This window comes from Aurantimonas sp. 22II-16-19i, assembly GCF_002088275.1.
In the GTDB taxonomy this organism is placed as follows: Bacteria; Pseudomonadota; Alphaproteobacteria; order Rhizobiales; family Rhizobiaceae; genus Jiella.
In genome coordinates this window covers 67,650-84,757 of record NZ_AQQS01000019.1, presented here as the reverse complement: position 1 = coordinate 84,757, position 17,108 = coordinate 67,650, and the positions used below count along the sequence as shown (strand labels likewise).

The following is a 17,108-nucleotide window of genomic DNA, read 5'->3' as shown; positions in this document are numbered from 1 at the left end:
GCCGAAGGCCGTGGCCCGGCCCTCAGCCGAGCGGACCGGCCTCGTCGTCCTCTTCGGCCCCGTCCTCATGGCGATCGTCCCGCGCCGCGGCGCCGCGGCTCTTGAACCCCTTGGCGAGGATGAAGAGCTCGACGGAGCCATCGCGCGAGGCCGGCGGCTTGACGTGCTGGACGGTGGCGAAGTTCTGCTTCAGGAGCGTCAGGAGGTCGTTTTCGGTGCCGCCCTGGAAGGTCTTGGAGAGGAAATGGCCGCCGGGCCGCAGCGTCCGGATGGCGAAGTCGGCCGCCACCTCGCACAGATGCATCGTGCGCAGGTGGTCCGTCCGCCGGTGCCCGGTGGTCGGCGCGGCCATGTCGGAGAGGACGATGTCCGGTGCCCGGCCGAGCGTGTCGAGCAACAGCTGCGGCGCTCCCTCGTCGAGGAAGTCCATTTCGAGGATCGTCGCGCCGGCGACGGGCTCGACCACGAGATAGTCGATGCCGACGACGGCGATCGCGTCCATGGTCGACTTCACCCGGTCCACCGCGACCTGGCTCCAGCCGCCGGGGGCGGCACCGAGATCCACCACCGCCTGGCCGGGCCTCAGGAGCCTGTAGCGATCGTCGATCTCGAGCAGCTTGTAGGCCGCCCGCGAGCGATAGCCGTCGGCTTTCGCCCGCCGCACATAGGGGTCGTTCAGCTGGCGCTCCAGCCAGCGGCGCGACGAGGCCTTGACGCCGCGCTTCTTCTTGACCCGGACCGCCATGCCGCGGTCGTCGCCCCGTCCCACCATCAGTTGCCTCGTCTCGTCTCGCGTCGGCGCCAGACGCCGTCGGCGACCATCATTTCGGTCAACAGGCCTTCCCGCAGGCCGCGATCGGCGACGCGCAGGGCCCTGGCCGGCCACACCCTGCGGATCGCCTCGAAGATCGCGCATCCCGCCAGCACCAGATCGGCCCGATCCGAACCGATGCAAGGGTTGGCCACGCGTTCCTCGAAGCTCCAGCCGGCGATGCGCTTGACCAGCGTGTCGGCTTCCTCCGCCGTCAGCCACAGCCCGTCGACCTGGCGCCGGTCGTAGCGCTCGAGGCCGAGATGGACGCCAGCGAGCGTCGTCACCGTGCCGGAGGTGCCGAGGAGGTGGAAGTTCTCGGTGTCGACGAGGTCCCGCAGCTTGTCGCGTTCGGGAAACTGCGCGATCAGATCCACCGTCTCGGCGACCATCTGCTCGAACAGCTCCGGCGTCACGTTGCGCCCGCCATGGCGTTCGGCGAGGCTCACGACGCCGATCGGCAGCGACGTCCAGGCGACGATGCGGCTGGCGAGCCGGCGGGTATAGGGGCCGCGAAGATCGAGCAGCGCGATCTCCGAGGAGCCGCCGCCGATGTCGAACAGCACCGCGCCGCGGGCCTTGCGGTCGACCAGCGAGCCGCAGCCCGACACCGCCAGCCGCGCCTCGGTCTCGCGCGACACGATCTCCAGCTCGAGGCCGGTGCGTTCCGTCACCTCCTCGATGAATTCGGCGCCGTTGGCCGCTGCCCGGCAGGCTTCCGTGGCGATCAGCCGGCAGCGGACGACGTCGCGCGCCGAGATCTTCTGGGCACAGACGGCGAGGGCCGCGGTGGCGCGATCCATGGCGCCGCGCGACAGGCTTCCCGTCCGGCCCAGGCCTTCGCCGAGCCGGACGATGCGCGAGAAGGCGTCGATCACCCGGAACTGGCCGGGCCGGGTCGGCACGGCGATCAGGAGGCGGCAGTTGTTGGTGCCGAGATCCAGCGCGGCGTAGATCGGCGGCTTGTCGGCGTCGCTCCCGATCCGGCCCGCCGGCGAAGCCGGGCGAGCACGATCGGCGGGCGCGGCCCGCTCGCCGCCTGGCTTGCCTCGAAGCGACGGCGCGCCGCCTTCGAACGCGACGGCCCTGTCTCCGGCCCGATCCCCTGCCTTGGCTCCGGATCGCTCGCCGGCCCGGTCCCCAGAGGCATCGCCGCGTCGCGGCCGGCCGTATTTGCGCGCACCACGAGGCATTCCCGCCGGACCGCCGGCGGGTTTGGCCTTGTCTGTTGGAGCGGCGGGAGCCACACCCGGCGTCTTCCTGCTCTTGCGACGCCGCCGCCGCTGACGCTTGGTCAGCCGCGAATCGTCCTCGGCGGAAGTCGTCGTCTCCAGCCCGGCGTCGCGCGGCGAGACGCCCCCTTCCGCATCTTGCGGACGAGGGGCAACCTTCGCGCGATCGCTCTTGCCCTCGCGCCGCTCGTCGGCGTCGAAGGCGAAGGTGTCACGAGCTATCTGCGGCTGATGCCGATGTCTCCCCGAATCATCATGGTCACTCACACGATCTCTCCGGCGCGGAACTGCGGGTGAGCGCGTCCCCGGCGCCTTTCGTTACTGCGTCGAAACGAGTGTAACAGCCAGTAGGGGAAGCACAAGGGCAGCGCGGCAGAGGCGGGTGGCGAGCGGAAGGGCGGAGAGAAAGCGGGTGAGGTCGGCGACAACCTGCCGCCGGGCTGCACGCCGATGCGACAGAAGGCGCCTCCGACAGTGTCGGATCCGTTCCTCGTCTCGCGCGCCACAGGTCCGCTATTTTTCGCGCCGTCGGCATCGTTTCGTTGCCAGATTGCGGATTCCCTCATAAGCAAAGATGATCATACGGAGCGCGCGTTCGGGGAGTGCCGTGTTCAGTCCGTCGCAGAGATCGCGGGTCGCATGGCTCCTGTGCGGCCTCGCATTCGCAGGTTCCGCGGTGACGTCCGGGGCTGTCGGCGCGATCCTCTCCCTCGACATGCTGACGGACCGATCGAAACAGGCCCTCGTCGAACTCTATCGCAAGCAGTACCCGGCTGCGACGGTCACCTGCCGGAGCGCCCGCCTCGACGGCAGCGCCGGGCAGCTCGGCATCGCCTGCGTCATCGATGGCGCCTCGGCTCGCCCGCTCGTCTGGCTGGCGGCAACCCGTGGCGGCGAGACCGTGACGCTCGCCCCGCTCAGCCCGGCCGCCATGCGCTCGGCCGCTTCGACCGGTGAAGCGCCCGCCGAGGAGCCGGGGCCGAGGCGCGTGATCTTCACGACCCTGTCCGAGACAGAACGGGCGCAGCTTCTGGCGCGCGCCGAAGAAGCCCTCAGCAACTGACCGATCAGAGGATGACGAACACCATGACTGGGCTCTCAGCACCGGCGAACGCCAACCGTGCCATGTCCGCAGGGGCCGAGACCGCTCCGACGACGGGCGTTTCCGATCCGGGCGAGATCTGGAAGGGCGTCATCGCCGGCGACCGCTGGGCCGTGGCCGATCTCGACTTCAGCTTCCCGACCAGCGCGTCGTTCTACTCGGAGGGATACGGCAGCTACGACGAGCCCGACTACGGGTTCGCCGCCTTGAGCGCGACGCAGATCGAGGCCGTCCGCACGCTGCTGGGCCAGATCCAGGAATTCACCGGTCTCACCTTCACGGAGACGACGGAGACCGCCACCGATCACGCCCTGATGCGCTTCGCGCTCACCGATACCATCGTCACGGCGCTTGGCTACTTTCCCGCAGGCACCGAGGAAGGCGGCGACAGCTGGTACAATTCGACCGGCTACGGCGACCCGGTTCTCGGCAGCTATGCCTATAACGAAGGCTTCATGCACGAGATCGGCCACACGCTCGGCCTGGCGCATGGCCACGACACCGGCAACGTCTATGGCGCCCTGCCGACCGAGCGGGACTCCAACGAGTTCTCGGTGATGACCTATCGCGATCACGTCGGCGACGAGCTCGACTACAACGAGAACGAGACCTGGGGCAACCCGCAGAGCTACATGATGTACGACATCGCGGCCCTGCAATTCATGTATGGCGCCGACTTCTCCGACACCGGCAATGTCTGGAGTGGCGATTCCGTCTACACCTTCAGCACCACCACCGGCGAGATGTTCATCAACGGGGCCGGCCAGGGGACCCCGGGCGGCAACCGGATCTTCCGCACGATCTGGGACGGACATGGCGAGGACACCTACGACCTTGCCAACTACACCACCGATCTGTCGATCGATCTGCAGCCAGGGGAGTGGTCGACCTTTTCGGTGGATCAGCTTGCCGATCTCGACGAGGGAAGCCGCGACACGAATCTTTCCCGCGGCAACGTCGCCAATGCCCTTCTGTACGAGGATGACCTGCGCTCCCTGATCGAGAACGCGGTGGGTGGTTCGGGCGACGACGCGATCGTCGGTAACGTCGGCGCGAACGTCCTGCGCGGCAATGCCGGCGCCGACAGGCTCGATGGCATGGGCGGAGACGACACGCTCTTCGGGGGAGACGGTCGCGACACTCTCTCGGATGGCGCCGGCGCCGACAGCCTGTTCGTCGAAGCCGACGACGACGTCGTCGTCGCGGCTGCCGACGCCGCCGCGGACGACTTCGACGGCGGCGCGGGTGTCGACGACCTCATCTATTCGGCCGCGAGCTCGAACCTCATCATCGATCTGAGGCTCGGAACCGCCAGCGGCACCGACGTCGGCAACGATCGCGTCGCCGGCTTCGAACGAGTGGTCGGCGGCTCCGGCAACGACCGGATGATCGGCGACGCCCCGACACGGCTGCTCGGGGGCGGTACCGGGAACGACACGCTTCTCGGCGGCATGGGCAACAACGCCCTGTGGGGCGGTGCCGGCAACGACAATCTGAGGGGCTTCGCCGGCTTCGACTGGCTGAATGGCGGGGTCGGGGACGACCGGCTCGAAGGCGGCTTCAACGCCGACACCTTCGTCTTCGGCAACGGCTTCGGCCACGACATCATCGTCGACTTCGACGCCTTCAATCCCAAGGAGAGGGTCGACCTCTCCGCCGTAACCGCCATCACCAGCTTTGCCGATCTCGCCGCCGATCACCTGAGCCAGGTCGGGGCCAATGCGGTCATCACCGACGGGTCGAACACGATCACGCTCACCGGCGTGAACATCGCCGATCTTAACGCCGGCGACTTCCTGTTCTGAGGGCAGTCTCCAGCGACGTTGTTTCCGCGCAGGCAGTCTCGGCCGATCCGACCCGGCGCGATGCCGCCGGAAGTGATTTGACCATACGGAAAGAAGCTGTAGACTTCCGCGCAATTTCAGGGGGACGCCACATTGATCACGGCCGCCGAGCAATATCTGATCGAGCTCATCAACCGCGCCCGTCTCGACCCGCAGGGCGAGGCCGACCGCTATCTCGGCGGCAATCTCGATGCCAACAATGGCGGTGATGCCTTCGGCGCCCATTCGCGCCAGCCGCTGGCGGGCAACGATGCGCTGAACAGCGCTGCGGCCGCCCATTCGCTGCACATGCTGGCGGTCGACCAGTTCGCCCATGAGGGGATCGGCGACGGGACGGCGACGGAGCGCATGGTCAATGCCGGCTATCCGATCACCGGGTTCTGGGGCACCGGCGAGAACATCTCGGTGCGCGGGACGACCGGAACCATCAACCTCGATCAGGCCATCGAGGACCATCATTCCGGCCTCTTCGTCAGCATCGGCCATCGCACCAACATCCTGAACGGCGATTTCCGCGAGCTCGGCGTCGGCCAGGAGCAGGGCGCCTTTTCCGGCTTCGGCGACGGCGTCACCTATGATTCCTCGATGCTGACGGAGAAGTTCGCCTATTCGGGATCGCGCTATTTTCTGACGGGCGTCGTCTACGCCGACACCGACAATGACGACTTCTACTCGATCGGCGAGGGCGTCGGCGGGCGAATCATCTCGATCGAGAGCGGTGGCGCGACGACGAGCGCCACTGCCGGCGGCTACGACATCGCAATCAATTCCTCCGGCGTCTGGGCGAACATAACAAGCGAATCGATGCGGCTTGCCCTCCTGATGACCGGCCAGAACGTCAAGCTTGACTTCATCGGCTCCAATGCCATCGCAAGTTCGGCAAGCATCAACCTCCGTGCGGGTGGCAGCATCGTCGAAGTTCTTCTTCTTGGCACCGACAATCTCATCGCTGCCGGCACCAACGGCAATGAAACGCTGATCGGCAATGCCGGCAACAATGTTTTGAGGGGAGGATTCGGTGCCGACCACCTCGACGGCGGAGCCGGCTTTGATCGGGCCGATTACGACGGCTCCAACGCCGGCATCCTTGTCAATCTGGGCAACGGCACCGGACGATTCGGCCACGCTGACGGCGATACCCTGACGAGCATCGAGGCCGTCAGGGGAACGAGTCATGCTGACACGCTACTCGGCAGCAGTGCGGCCAATACATTCTGGGGCTTGGGCTCAGCAGACATCCTGCGCGGCTACGCCGGCAACGACCGGCTCGAGGGCGGTGATGGCAATGACCAACTGTTCGGGGACTTCAACGCCGACACGCTTCTCGGCGGTGCCGGCGACGACACGCTGGCCGGCGGTGCCGGCGGCGACTACCTCGACGGCGGCGTCGGCAACGACACGATCACCGGCGATGCCGACGGCGCCCGGGACATCTTCGGCGGCGGCGCGGGCATCGACACCCTCGACTACAGCGCCGTCACCTCGGCGATCACCGTCGATCTCGTGGCGGGGCTCGCCACCGGCGCGGCCATCGGTACCGACCGGCTGTTCGGGATCGAACGGGTACTGGGCGGTTCGGGCGACGACCAGCTGACCGGCAACGGCTTCACCACCCTCCTCGGCGGCGGCGGCGGCAACAACAGCCTGTGGGGCGGGACCGGCAACGACAACATCCGCGGCTATGCCGGTTTCGACGTCCTCAACGGCGGCGCCGGCAACGACCGGCTGCAGGGCGACGCCAATGCCGATACCTTCGTCTTCGGCAACGGCTTCGGCAAGGACATCATCGCCGACTTCGAGGCGACGAACGCGGCCGAAAAGATCGACCTCTCTGCGGTGACGGCCATCACCTCCTTCGCCGACCTCGCCGCCAACCACCTCACCCAGGTCGGCGGCAACGCCGTGATCACCGACGGCTTCAACACGATCACCCTCAACGGGGTGAACATCGCCGACCTCGACGCGACCGACTTCATCTTCTGAAGGCCGGGACCCGTGCCCCGAAGCAGTGACGGGCTTCCGGGGCAGAGCCCGGCATCGCATCGGGGCGCCCTTGCGGGCCGGTGAGGGAGGACGACGGGCGCTGCGAGGCCGTGCGGCAAGTCCGAGCGATGCCGTACCGGGCCATGCCCGCCCGTGTCGGGCCGCTTGGAATGACCGCCCGGTGCGAATCGAGCCGGATCGGCCTAGATTGCCGGCATGGTTGCAAACGTCCTGTCGATCCCGCCCGGAAAGCCCTTCCTGAGGACCCTCGCCGAGGCGCTCCTGTCGGGGCGGATCGTCGAGGGTTTCCGCCATGACGGCGACCCGCTGTCCCTGGCCGACGTCACGCTCTACGTGCCGAGCCGGCGCGCGGCGCGCAGCCTTGCGGCGGCCTTCGCGGCGGTGCTCGGCGAGACCCATGGCAGCCGCTCGGCGATCCTGCCGCGCATCCGCCCGCTCGGCGAAGGCGACGAGGCGACGATCTTCGCGGCAAGCGGCGAGGGCGGCGCCAGCCTGCTGCCGGCGATGCCGGAGCTCGAGCGCCGGCTCAACCTCGCCCGCCTCGCCAGGGCCTGGCGCCATCTGGCCGACCGGGTTCCCGGCGAGGAGCTGCCGGAGGGGACGCCCGAGCGCGTCACCTCGGCCTCCGAGGCGCTCTGGCTCGCCGGCGACCTCGGCGTCCTTCTCGACGAGATCGAGACCGAGGGGACATCCTTCGTCAAGCTCGCCGGCCTCGCCCCGGATGCGCTCGCCGCCTGGTGGCAGACGACGCTCTCCTTCCTCGAGATCGTCACCGACCACTGGCCGAAGCTGCTCGAAAGCCGCGGCGTCACCAGCGAGGCGGCGGCGAAGAACGCCTGGCTGAGGAGCGAGACCGCCCGGCTTCTGGCCGGCGGCGCGAAGGGTCCGGTGATCGTCGCCGGCTCGACCGCCACGTCGCCCGCGACCCTCGATCTCATGCATGCCGTCGCCCATCTGCCGAACGGCGCGCTGGTGCTGCCGGGGCTCGACCGGCACATTGGCTCGCAAGGCTTCGCGGCGATCGACCGGGAGGTGGCGATCGCCGCGCCCGGCCATCCGCAATACGGCCTGAAACGCATCCTCACCCGCTTCGCGCTGGCGCCGGAGGCGGTGCCGCATCTGGACGAGGATCTCTCCCCGACGCTCGCCCGGCGCGAGACGTTTCTGTCGAGCGCGCTGCGCCCGGCCGAGACGACGGCGCATTGGGCCGAGGAAGCCCAGGCCTTCGGGCCCGACGCGCTGGACGGCGTGGCGCTGGTCGAGGCGGCCGACCCGCGCATCGAGGCGCTGGCCATCGCCGTCGCCATGCGGGATGCGCTGGAGGCGCCGGGGGCCACCGCCGCGCTGATCACGCCGGACCGGCGGCTGGCCCGGCGCGTCCTCGCCGAACTCGAACGCTTCGGCATCACCGCCAACGATTCTGCCGGCAAGCCGCTTTCCAACACCGCGCCGGGGACCCTCCTCGGCGCGGCCCTCACCGTCGCCCTGGAGCCGGGCGATCCCGTCGCCCTGCTCGGCCTTCTGAAGCATCCGCTCTGCCGGCTCGGCCGCCCGGCGATCGCGGCGCGGAACGCCGCGCGGGCGATCGAGCTGATCGCCATCCGTGGCACGGTGGACGTCGCCGACGGGGCACGGCTCGGCGAGATCGTTGGGCGCCGCATCGACCAGATCGAAGCCCTGCCGGCGGGCGAGATCGGCCGACTGCTCACCCGCCCGGCCCGCAACGTCAGGCGCAACGAATACGAGGCGGCCCGGCTGTTCGCGCAGGACTTCGCGGCTGCCCTGCAACCTCTGGCAACCTTACGCGGCACCGAGCCGCGGGAGATCGCCGACTACGCCGTCGCCGTCACCAACGCCCTGGAGATGCTGGCGCGGGACGAGACGGGCGCGCCGACCGAGCTCTATGCCGGCGAGAACGGCGCGGCGCTGGCCGCCTTCCTGTCCGAACTCGTCGCCGCCCCGCAGACGGGATTTGCGTTTCCCGCCGAGGAGCTGCCCGATGCGATGGAGGCGCTCGGTGCCGGCGTCACGGTGAAGCCGCGCGGCGGGCTGTCTGCCCGGGCCTTCGTCCTCGGCACGCTGGAGGCGCGGCTCGAAGGCATCGACACGGCGATCCTCGGCTCGCTCAACGAAGGCGTCTGGCCGGCCGGCGCCAAGAGCGGGGCCTTCCTGTCGCGGCTGATGCGCCGGGAGATCGCCCTCGACCCGCCGGAGCGGCGGATCGGGCTTGCCGCCCACGACTTCTGGATGGCGATGGGCGCAAGGCGGGTGGTGCTGACCCGCTCGCGCCGCATGGACGGCGCCCCGACCATCGCCTCGCGCTGGCTGCAGCGGCTGACGACGCTGGCCGGGCCGGAGGCGAGCGCCGAGCTCGCGGCGCGCGGGCAGGCCTATGTCGACGCCGCCGAAGGGCTGGAGACCGCGGCGGACGCCCCGCGCATTCCCCGGCCGATGCCGCGGCCACCGGTCGAGGTTCGACCCCGCCGCTATTCCGTCACCGAGGTCGAGACGCTGATCCGCGATCCCTATGCGGTGCACGCCCGGCGCATCCTGAAGCTCGAGGCGCTGCCGCCGCTGATGCGGGCGCCGCACGCCCGCGAGCGCGGCGAGCTGATCCACGCCATCGTCGCCGACTTCGTCATCAAGGGCATCGATCCTAAGGAAGCGGACGCCGCCGATGAGCTGGCGCTGATCGCGCGCGAGCAGTTCGAGCGGGCGGCGCTGCCGGGCGAGATCGCCGCCGTCTGGTGGCCGCGCATCGAGCGGATGACGCAGGAGTTTCTTTCCTGGGAACGGACCCGCGACGAGACGATCCGCGAACGCCTCGCCGAGCGGTCGGGGGCGAGCGAGTTTCCCGGCATCGGGGTGACGCTCTCCGGCCGCTCCGACCGGATCGATCGGCTGACGGACGGCCGCATCGTCATTCTCGACTTCAAGACCGGCTCGAAGCCCTCGGTGAAGCAGGCGCGCACGCTCCTGTCGCCGCAGCTGGCGCTGGAAGGCGGCATGGCGATGCGCGGCGACTTCGAGGGAACGAGCCCCGGCGAGACCATCGCCGACCTCGTCTATGTCCGGTTGAAGGAGCGCGAACTGAAGGAGGAGGGGCTGGAGACGGGGGGCACGAAGACCGTCCAACCCTGCGATCCGACCGCCCTGTCCGACACCGCGATGCGCCGCTTCGAAGGGCTCGCGGCGCTCTATCTGAAGGCCGAGACGGCGTTCGGCTCGCGGCTGCGGCCGGTGCTCGCGGGAGACTTCTCCGGTGACTACGACCATCTGGCGCGGGTGAAGGAGTGGTCGGTCGCAGGCGCCGACGACGTCGAGGGAGACGGCGAATGAGCGGCATCACCGGCAGCACCGACACCGCCTTCTTCGTCGATCCGGATACGAAGCGGCGCCAGAGGGTGGCGTCCGATCCGCGCCGGTCGGTCTTCGTCTCGGCCAATGCCGGCTCGGGCAAGACCCATGTCCTCACCGAGCGCGTCGTGCGTCTCTTGCTGGCGGGCGTCGATCCCTCCAAGGTGCTCTGCCTGACCTTCACCAAGGCGGCGGCGGCCGAGATGTCGGCCCGCGTCTTCGCAAGGCTCGGGGCATGGGCGACGATGCCGGACGAGGCTCTGGAGGCGGCCCTTGCGAGCCTCGAAGAGGGGCGGCGCCCGGATGCGGCCAAGCTCGAACAGGCCCGCCAGCTCTTCGCGCGGGCGCTGGAGACGCCGGGCGGGCTGAAGATCCAGACCATCCACGCCTTCTGCGAGGCGATCCTCCACCAGTTCCCGCTGGAGGCGGACGTTCCCGGCCATTTCGAGGTGATGGAGGAGGCCGAGACCGCGCGGCTCCTCGCCGAGACCCGCAAGCGCCTCCTCACCGGCACGGCCCGGATGCCGCGGGCCGAGGCGAAGCGGCTGGCCGGCGGCTTTGCCGACGCGCTGCAGATCGCCGGCGAATGGGGCCTCGACAAGCTCCTGTCCGACATCGCCTTCAAGCGCGACGATCTCTCGAGGCACCTGGAGGAGGCGGGCGGCCTCGACCGGGCGATCGCCCTCCTGGCCGGCGCGCTCGGCGTTGGCGAGGGGGAGGACGAGGCGGCGATCCTCGACGAGCTGCTGCCCTGCCGGCATCTCGACCCGGAGACCTGCGAGATGCTGCGGATCGCGGCGCTCGCCTCGACATCGCCCTCCGACGGCAAGTTCGCCGAGCGGCTGGTGCAGCTGCTCGACGCGGCGGCCGCGCCGGAAGCCCGCTTTGCCGCCTATCGGGGGATCGGCCTCGATTCCAAGGGCGAGATCCGCGGCTCGCTGCGCGGCCTCGCGACCAAGGGCGTCGCCGAATGCGTTCCGGATTTCCTGCAGCGGGTGCAGGCGGCCGGCGAGCGGGCGAGGGCCGTCGAGGACCGGCTCGCGACGCTGCGGCTCTTTCGCGCCAGCCGCGCGGCGCTCACCATCGCCAATGCCTTCGAGCGCGACTATGGCGCCCTGAAGCGGCGCCGCGGCCGGCTCGACTTCACCGATCTCATCGCCCACACCGCCGACCTGCTGCTGCGCTCGGAAGCGGCGAGCTGGGTGCACTACAAGCTCGACCAGGGCATCGACCACATCCTCATCGACGAGGCGCAGGACACCAGCCCGCGGCAATGGCAGGTGATGCGCGAGCTGGCCGGCGAGTTCTTCGCCGGACAGGGAAGCCACAACCGCACCCGCACCCTCTTCGCCGTCGGCGACGAAAAGCAGTCGATCTATTCGTTCCAGGGCGCCTCGCCCCATATGTTCGACGAGGAGCGCCGGCAGGTGGAGCGGCGCGCCGGCGAGGCCGGGCTCGCCTTCGAGGCGATCCAGCTGAACCGCTCCTTCCGCACGGTGGAGACGGTGCTCGGCGCCGTCGACCGGGTGTTTTCCGATCCCGACAACCGCAAGGGCCTCGCCTCCGGCAACGAGGCGCCGGTGCATTCGGCCGCCCGCCGCGACGGGCCGGGGCTGGTCGAGCTCTGGCCGGCCTTCCAGGCCGAGGCGAGAGAGGAGCCGGACGACTGGACGCAGCCGCTGGACGTCGAGCCGCAGAGCTCGCCCACCCATCGCCTCGCCACGCGCATCGCCGACCAGATCGCCGCCTGGATCGGCGATCCGATCCTGGTGAAGGGCGAGCGGCGCCCGCTCGGCCCCGGCGACGTCATGGTGCTGGTGCGCAAGCGCTCGGGCTTCGGCGCGGCCCTGGCAGCGGCGCTCAGGGACCGCCACATCGCCGTCGCCGGCACCGACCGGCTGGTCATCACCGATCACATCGCCATCGAGGACCTGATGGCGCTCGGCCGGGTGGTGGCGAATTTCGACGACGACCTGTCGCTCGCCGCCGTCCTGAAGAGCCCGCTCTTCGGCTTTTCCGACGACGAGCTGATGGCGCTGGCCCTGTCGCGCGAGGGCGCGATCCCGTTGTCCTACGGGCTGCGGCTCCTCGGGGGCGAGGACGGGCTCGCCCATCTGCCGGCATTTGCACCGGACGGCGAGGCCGCGACGGCGCTGGTGGCCAAGGCGGGGCACGCCATCGCCCGGCTCGACGAGCTGCGCGACCGGGCGGGCTTCCAGGGCGTGTTCGAGTTCTACGCCCGCATCCTCGGGCCGGAGGGCGGGCGAAGGGCGCTCGTCGCCCGGCTCGGCCGCGACGCCGGCGAGGTGATCGACGCGTTTCTCGATCTGGCGCTGGCCAAGGAGGAGACGGGCGTCGCCGGGCTCGACGCCTTCCTTGCCGAATTGTCCGAAAGCCCGCCGACCCTGAAGCGCGAACTCGGCCATGGCCGCGGCGAGGTGCGCATCCTGACCGTCCACGCCTCGAAGGGGCTGGAGGCGCCGGTGGTCTTTCTGGTCGATCCGGGCTCGGCGCCGTTCTCCGCCTCCCACGGCGACAGCCTGATGGCCTGGGACGCCATGCCTGGCCTCCATCACGGCGCGGCACCCGGCTTTCTCTGGTGTCCGACGAAGGAGCTGAAAAACGCCGCGGTCGACGAGCTGAAGGCCGGCGAGAAGGAGCGCGCCGAGGAGGAATATCGCCGGCTTCTTTATGTCGGGATGACCCGGGCGGCCGACCGGCTGGTGCTTTGCGGCCTGGCGCCGCAGCGCGGACCCAACGAGGCGACCTGGCTGCAGCGGGCGGGACGGGCCCTGGCGGAGGTGGCGGAGACGGTGACGAACGCAGCCGGCGAGACGGTCGCCCTGCGGATCGGCGCGGCGCCCGGCGGCGACAAGCTCGACCCCGAGCGGCCGGCGACGCGGCCGGTGCCGGAGCTGCCCCTGTCGAAGCTCGAACCGGAAGTCCTGCCGCCGCGGCCGCTCTCGCCCTCGCTCGCCGGCGCCGCCGCCGAGATCATGCCCGAGACTGAGGCGGGACCGGCGGTCGATGACGCAGCCGGCGCCGGCGATTCGGCCGGCGACGGGGCGGCGCCGGCAGCGCCCGCGCCCTCGCCGGTGCTGTCCGCTGCCGCGACGCCGTCCTTCGCCATCCGCCGCGGCCTCGCCGCCCACCGCATGCTGGAGCTTCTGCCGGACATTGCGCCGGAGGAGCGGGCCGGGCAGGCGGCGCTGATTCTGGCCGCCCTCGCTCACGACCTGCCGGAGAGCGAATGCGCCAAGCTGACGGCTTCGGTGCTGGCGGTGATGGCCGACCCGGCTTTCGCGCCGATCTTCGCCGCCGGCAGCCGGCCGGAGGTGGCGGTCACCGGCGAGGTGACGCTGCGCGGCCGCAGCTTCAGCGTCAACGGCACGATCGACCGCCTCGCCGTCACCGCCGACCGGGTGCTGATCGCCGACTTCAAGACCAACCGCCCGCCGCCGCGCGAACTGTCCGAGGTGCCCCAGGCCTATGTCGTCCAGCTCGCGCTCTACCGGGCGCTGGTCGCCCCGCTCTATCCGGGCCGGACCGTCGAGGCGGCACTGGTCTTCACCGAGGCACCGCGGCTGATCGCCGTGCCGCCCGAGCGGCTCGACGCGGCACTCGCCGGGCGGGACGCCGGAGCGAAGCGGGCGCCATCGTCTCCAGCCTGACGACGCCGCGTTCGCAGAGCGGCGCGTTGCTTGAATTGACCTGCCGCGAGGTCTACCTAGTCAACGAAACGTCAAACAGGAGCCAACCATGGCCACCAAGAAGGTCGATACCCAGAGTTTCAAGACCGACGTCCTCGACAGCCAGAAGCCGGTCGTCGTCGACTTCTGGGCCGAGTGGTGCGGTCCTTGCAAGATGATCGCGCCGAGCCTCGAGGAGATCTCCGAGGAGATGACCGACATCGAGGTCGCCAAGGTCAACATCGACGAGAATCCGGATCTCGCTGCCCAGTTCGGCGTGCGCTCCATCCCGACCCTGCTGCTGTTCAAGAACGGCGAGCCAGCCTCGGTGCAGGTCGGCGCCCAGTCGAAGTCGAAGCTGGTCGACTGGATCAAGGGCGCTGCATAAGCAGCGCCGCATCTCGGATGAGAGAGACAAGGCTCGCGCCACCGGCGCGGGCTTTTTTTCGGTCTGCGGTTTTCGGAAAAAGATCATGCGGCAAGAAAAGGATAGAGTGGGATGTCGATCGAAGCTGATCGCATCCCACTCTAGCGCGGCTTGGCCGGCATCTCCGCATCGAGAATCGATTCCACCGAGCCGAGCGCGGCGCGGGTTGCCGGGTCGAGACCGTCATCGCCCGTACGGCCGTTGACGGTCTCGACGCGCACCGTCACCTGACGGTTGGCGAAAGCGATGTGTTCGGCGTCGAAGAGCATGTGGATGCGCGTGAAGACCACGCGGCGCAGGATGAACTGGTCGCCCGGCCGCGCCATGAACTTCACCCGGAGGATCATCGCGGAATCCTCCATCTGGACGACCCCTTGCGATTTCAGCGGTTCGAGGAAGAGCGGACCGACCTCGGGATCCTCCGCCAGTTCGGCGCCCAGCTTCTTGATCAGCTTGCGCACCCTTTCGATGTCGGTGCCGTAGACCAGCCGCAGATTGAGCTTCATGATCACCCAGTCACGCGAATAGTTGGTCAGCTGCTTGATCTCGCCGAAGGGGATCGTGTTCAGCGGGCCATTGTGGTGGCGAAGCTGAAAGGAGCGCACGGAGATCTTCTCGACGGTGCCCTTGGCGCTGCCGACATCGATGTATTCGCCATGGCGAAACGCATCGTCGAGCAGAAAGAACGCCCCCGAAAAGATGTCGCGGATCAGCGTCTGCGCGCCGAAGCCGACCGCCAGCCCGACGACGCCCGCACCGGCGAAGAGGGGCGCCACCGAAATGCCGAGGCCGGTGAGCAGCAGCATCGCCCCGATGCAGACGATGGCGGCGATCAGGATCTTGCGCAGGAGAGGCAGAAGGGTGGCGAGGCGCGAGGAGCCCTTGCCGATTTCCTTGGCCTCGTGATCGCCCGTCTCGGGAACATGGCCCGCCTCGTCGGCGATCTGGCCGTCGATCCAGACGCGCACGGCGCTGTAGAGCATATAGGTCGCAAACAGGACGCTGGTCACAGTCAGCCAGTGGCGGGCGGTTTCGGCGCGCCCCAGCAGCCCCCAGACGGCGAGGAGCACGGCAGCCGCGACAACGGCGGCGAAGATGGCGGCCACATGCAGCCAGTATCGACGCCAGCGCTCCGGCCACGGGCTCACATGATCGGTGACCGTGACGATGTCCCTTTCGTCGGGGCGATCGCTGCCGGCTTCGATTTCGCTCCCCACGGGGTCACCGTCCCGGCGTTCGCCCGGCGCGCGCCGCAGGCGGAATTGTCGCTCGATGAAGAGCGCGGCCAGCGCCAGCACCAGCGAGCCGGCAAGGGCCGCTGCGACGGGGCCGAGGATCGGCCCGGGCTGAAAGGTCGAGCTCATGAGGACATGGGCGATCGAGAAGGCGGTGGCGGCCAGCAGATAGGCGATGGCGATCAGATGCCATGTCGCGGCAAGCGTGCCACGCCAACGGCTAGGGCGCCGGGAAGGTCCGGCAATCAGCCGTGCCACCATCTCCCGCCGGACGATGACGCAGACGATCATCCCCACGCACAACGCGCAATAGGCGATGACCTGCAGGAGATCGACATGGGGTTCTTCAAGGCCGAGACCCTCGAGCCAGCCGGAGAGCCCGAAGATGCTGGAGGTCACGGCAAGCACCGCCAGAAACGGGCCGGACAGACGGCGGGTCTGCGCATCGTCCAGACCGGTCAGGCGGGCTTGCGGCGTGCGCTGGGAGAGAATGCCGAGCACGAAGTCGCGCTGCAGGAGAAAGGCGCTCAGGGACGCGAGCGTGATCACCGAGGTCCAGCGTGCCGGCGTCGCTTCCGGCGAGAGGACGACCGTCGTCGTCAGGCCGGCGAAGAACAGCGCCAGAAGTGTCAGGAGCGAGGTGGATATCCGCGTCAGGACGAAGGCGATCCGGGCGGCCCTGTCGGCATCGGGGGCCGGATGGGCGGCCTGTCTCAATCGCGCCGCCCAGCGATCGATTCCGAAGGCCGCAAGAGCGCCGACCGCCAGCGAAAGGCCCGTGAGCAGGAGAGCCCGCCAGATCCAGCCGGCCTGCGCGCCCTGAGCCGGGTTCTCCAGCGTCGCGACGATCGCCGCCGGCGCGGCGGGCGCCGCCTGCAGCGTCAGCCAGAGCCGGTTGCGGATGCTCACCATGCCTTCCAGCGCCTCCGTCGGCGCCATCATCATCCCGGAATCGGCCTCCGCCTGCTCCGGGGTTGCGACGGCCGGGCCGGTGCCGGCCTGCGCAATCGACAGCGGATCCTGCGCCAGCGAGGAACCGGCGGGCATGCAGACCAGGACGAGAACCGTCACCGCTGCGATCAGCATCGCAACGACCGGCGAGTGCCGTCGCATCATCGTAGCCCTTCCAAAGCGGGATGAGATCAGGTCGGCTCGCATCTGAGCTCTTGCTCTCTGTCTGCGCATCATCTTATCGGAAACCGGTTTCCACTTTTCCCGATCATGCTCGTTTTGCCTCGATCAGGGGCAGCCCCGGCCAAAGTCTTCGAACGCCGCGTCGTTCGGCGATCATTCGTCGCAGGCACGCCGTGGAGCCGAGATTATCGGGAAGTCCCCGCGACCGGAACTACTCCTTCGTGTCGGCGGACCCGCATTCGAAACGGCGGCGGGTTCTGCCTCACGGCGCCC

Annotated in this window: 9 protein-coding genes; 6 read left to right on the top strand and 3 right to left on the bottom strand. The window is 69.3% G+C overall.

Features of this window, described 5'->3' with window-relative positions; genetic code table 11:
- Positions 1–22: 22 nt before the first annotated feature.
- Both ATO4_RS15665 and ATO4_RS15660 read right to left on the bottom strand, forming a co-directional pair.
- Entirely contained in the window at positions 23–772 is a 750-nt protein-coding gene (locus ATO4_RS15665) for an RlmE family RNA methyltransferase (protein ID WP_083592469.1), read from the bottom strand.
- Positions 772–2,004: a Ppx/GppA phosphatase family protein gene (locus ATO4_RS15660; protein WP_245308777.1), complete on the bottom strand. Its 1,233-nt coding sequence runs from the start codon at positions 2,002–2,004 to the stop codon at positions 772–774. The genes ATO4_RS15665 and ATO4_RS15660 overlap by 1 nt, the downstream gene beginning before the upstream one ends.
- Before the next feature lie 715 nt (positions 2,005–2,719).
- Between ATO4_RS15660 and ATO4_RS15655 the strand changes: the two genes are divergently transcribed.
- The 6 genes from ATO4_RS15655 (at position 2,720) to trxA (ending at position 14,427) form a co-directional block, all read left to right on the top strand.
- Positions 2,720–3,106, top strand: a complete 387-nt coding sequence (locus ATO4_RS15655) for a hypothetical protein (protein ID WP_139802476.1) — start codon at positions 2,720–2,722, stop codon at positions 3,104–3,106.
- 11 nt (positions 3,107–3,117) lie between these two features.
- Entirely contained in the window at positions 3,118–4,950 is a 1,833-nt protein-coding gene (locus tag ATO4_RS15650) for a M10 family metallopeptidase C-terminal domain-containing protein (protein WP_083592467.1), read from the top strand.
- A 132-nt stretch (positions 4,951–5,082) separates the two neighbouring features.
- The gene (locus ATO4_RS15645; RefSeq protein ID WP_083592466.1) at positions 5,083–6,972 is read left to right on the top strand and encodes a CAP domain-containing protein; all 1,890 of its coding nucleotides are present in this window, start codon (positions 5,083–5,085) and stop codon (positions 6,970–6,972) included.
- A 216-nt stretch (positions 6,973–7,188) separates the two neighbouring features.
- A complete protein-coding gene (addB, locus tag ATO4_RS15640) occupies positions 7,189–10,332 on the top strand; it encodes a double-strand break repair protein AddB (RefSeq protein WP_083592465.1) in 3,144 nt (1,047 codons plus the stop codon).
- The gene (gene addA / locus ATO4_RS15635; protein WP_083592464.1) at positions 10,329–14,021 is read left to right on the top strand and encodes a double-strand break repair helicase AddA; all 3,693 of its coding nucleotides are present in this window, start codon (positions 10,329–10,331) and stop codon (positions 14,019–14,021) included. The genes addB and addA overlap by 4 nt, the downstream gene beginning before the upstream one ends.
- 88 nt (positions 14,022–14,109) lie before the next feature.
- On the top strand, positions 14,110–14,427 hold the full coding sequence (trxA, locus tag ATO4_RS15630; RefSeq protein ID WP_083592463.1) for a thioredoxin: 318 nt from the start codon (positions 14,110–14,112) through the stop codon (positions 14,425–14,427).
- Positions 14,428–14,567: 140 nt separating this feature from the next.
- Here the strand turns inward: trxA and ATO4_RS15625 are convergent, their stop codons facing one another.
- On the bottom strand, positions 14,568–16,817 hold the full coding sequence (locus ATO4_RS15625) for a mechanosensitive ion channel family protein (protein ID WP_083592462.1): 2,250 nt from the start codon (positions 16,815–16,817) through the stop codon (positions 14,568–14,570).
- Positions 16,818–17,108 lie beyond the last annotated feature (291 nt).

Coding starts and splice junctions, on each gene's coding strand:
- ATO4_RS15665 (WP_083592469.1), bottom strand. CDS start 772: ATGGTGGGACGGGGCGACGACCGCGGCATGGCGGTCCGGGTCAAGAAG.
- ATO4_RS15660 (WP_245308777.1), bottom strand. CDS start 2,004: ATGCCTCGTGGTGCGCGCAAATACGGCCGGCCGCGACGCGGCGATGCC.
- ATO4_RS15650 (WP_083592467.1), top strand. CDS start 3,118: ATGACGAACACCATGACTGGGCTCTCAGCACCGGCGAACGCCAACCGT.
- addB (WP_083592465.1), top strand. CDS start 7,189: ATGGTTGCAAACGTCCTGTCGATCCCGCCCGGAAAGCCCTTCCTGAGG.
- addA (WP_083592464.1), top strand. CDS start 10,329: ATGAGCGGCATCACCGGCAGCACCGACACCGCCTTCTTCGTCGATCCG.
- trxA (WP_083592463.1), top strand. CDS start 14,110: ATGGCCACCAAGAAGGTCGATACCCAGAGTTTCAAGACCGACGTCCTC.
- ATO4_RS15625 (WP_083592462.1), bottom strand. CDS start 16,817: ATGATGCGACGGCACTCGCCGGTCGTTGCGATGCTGATCGCAGCGGTG.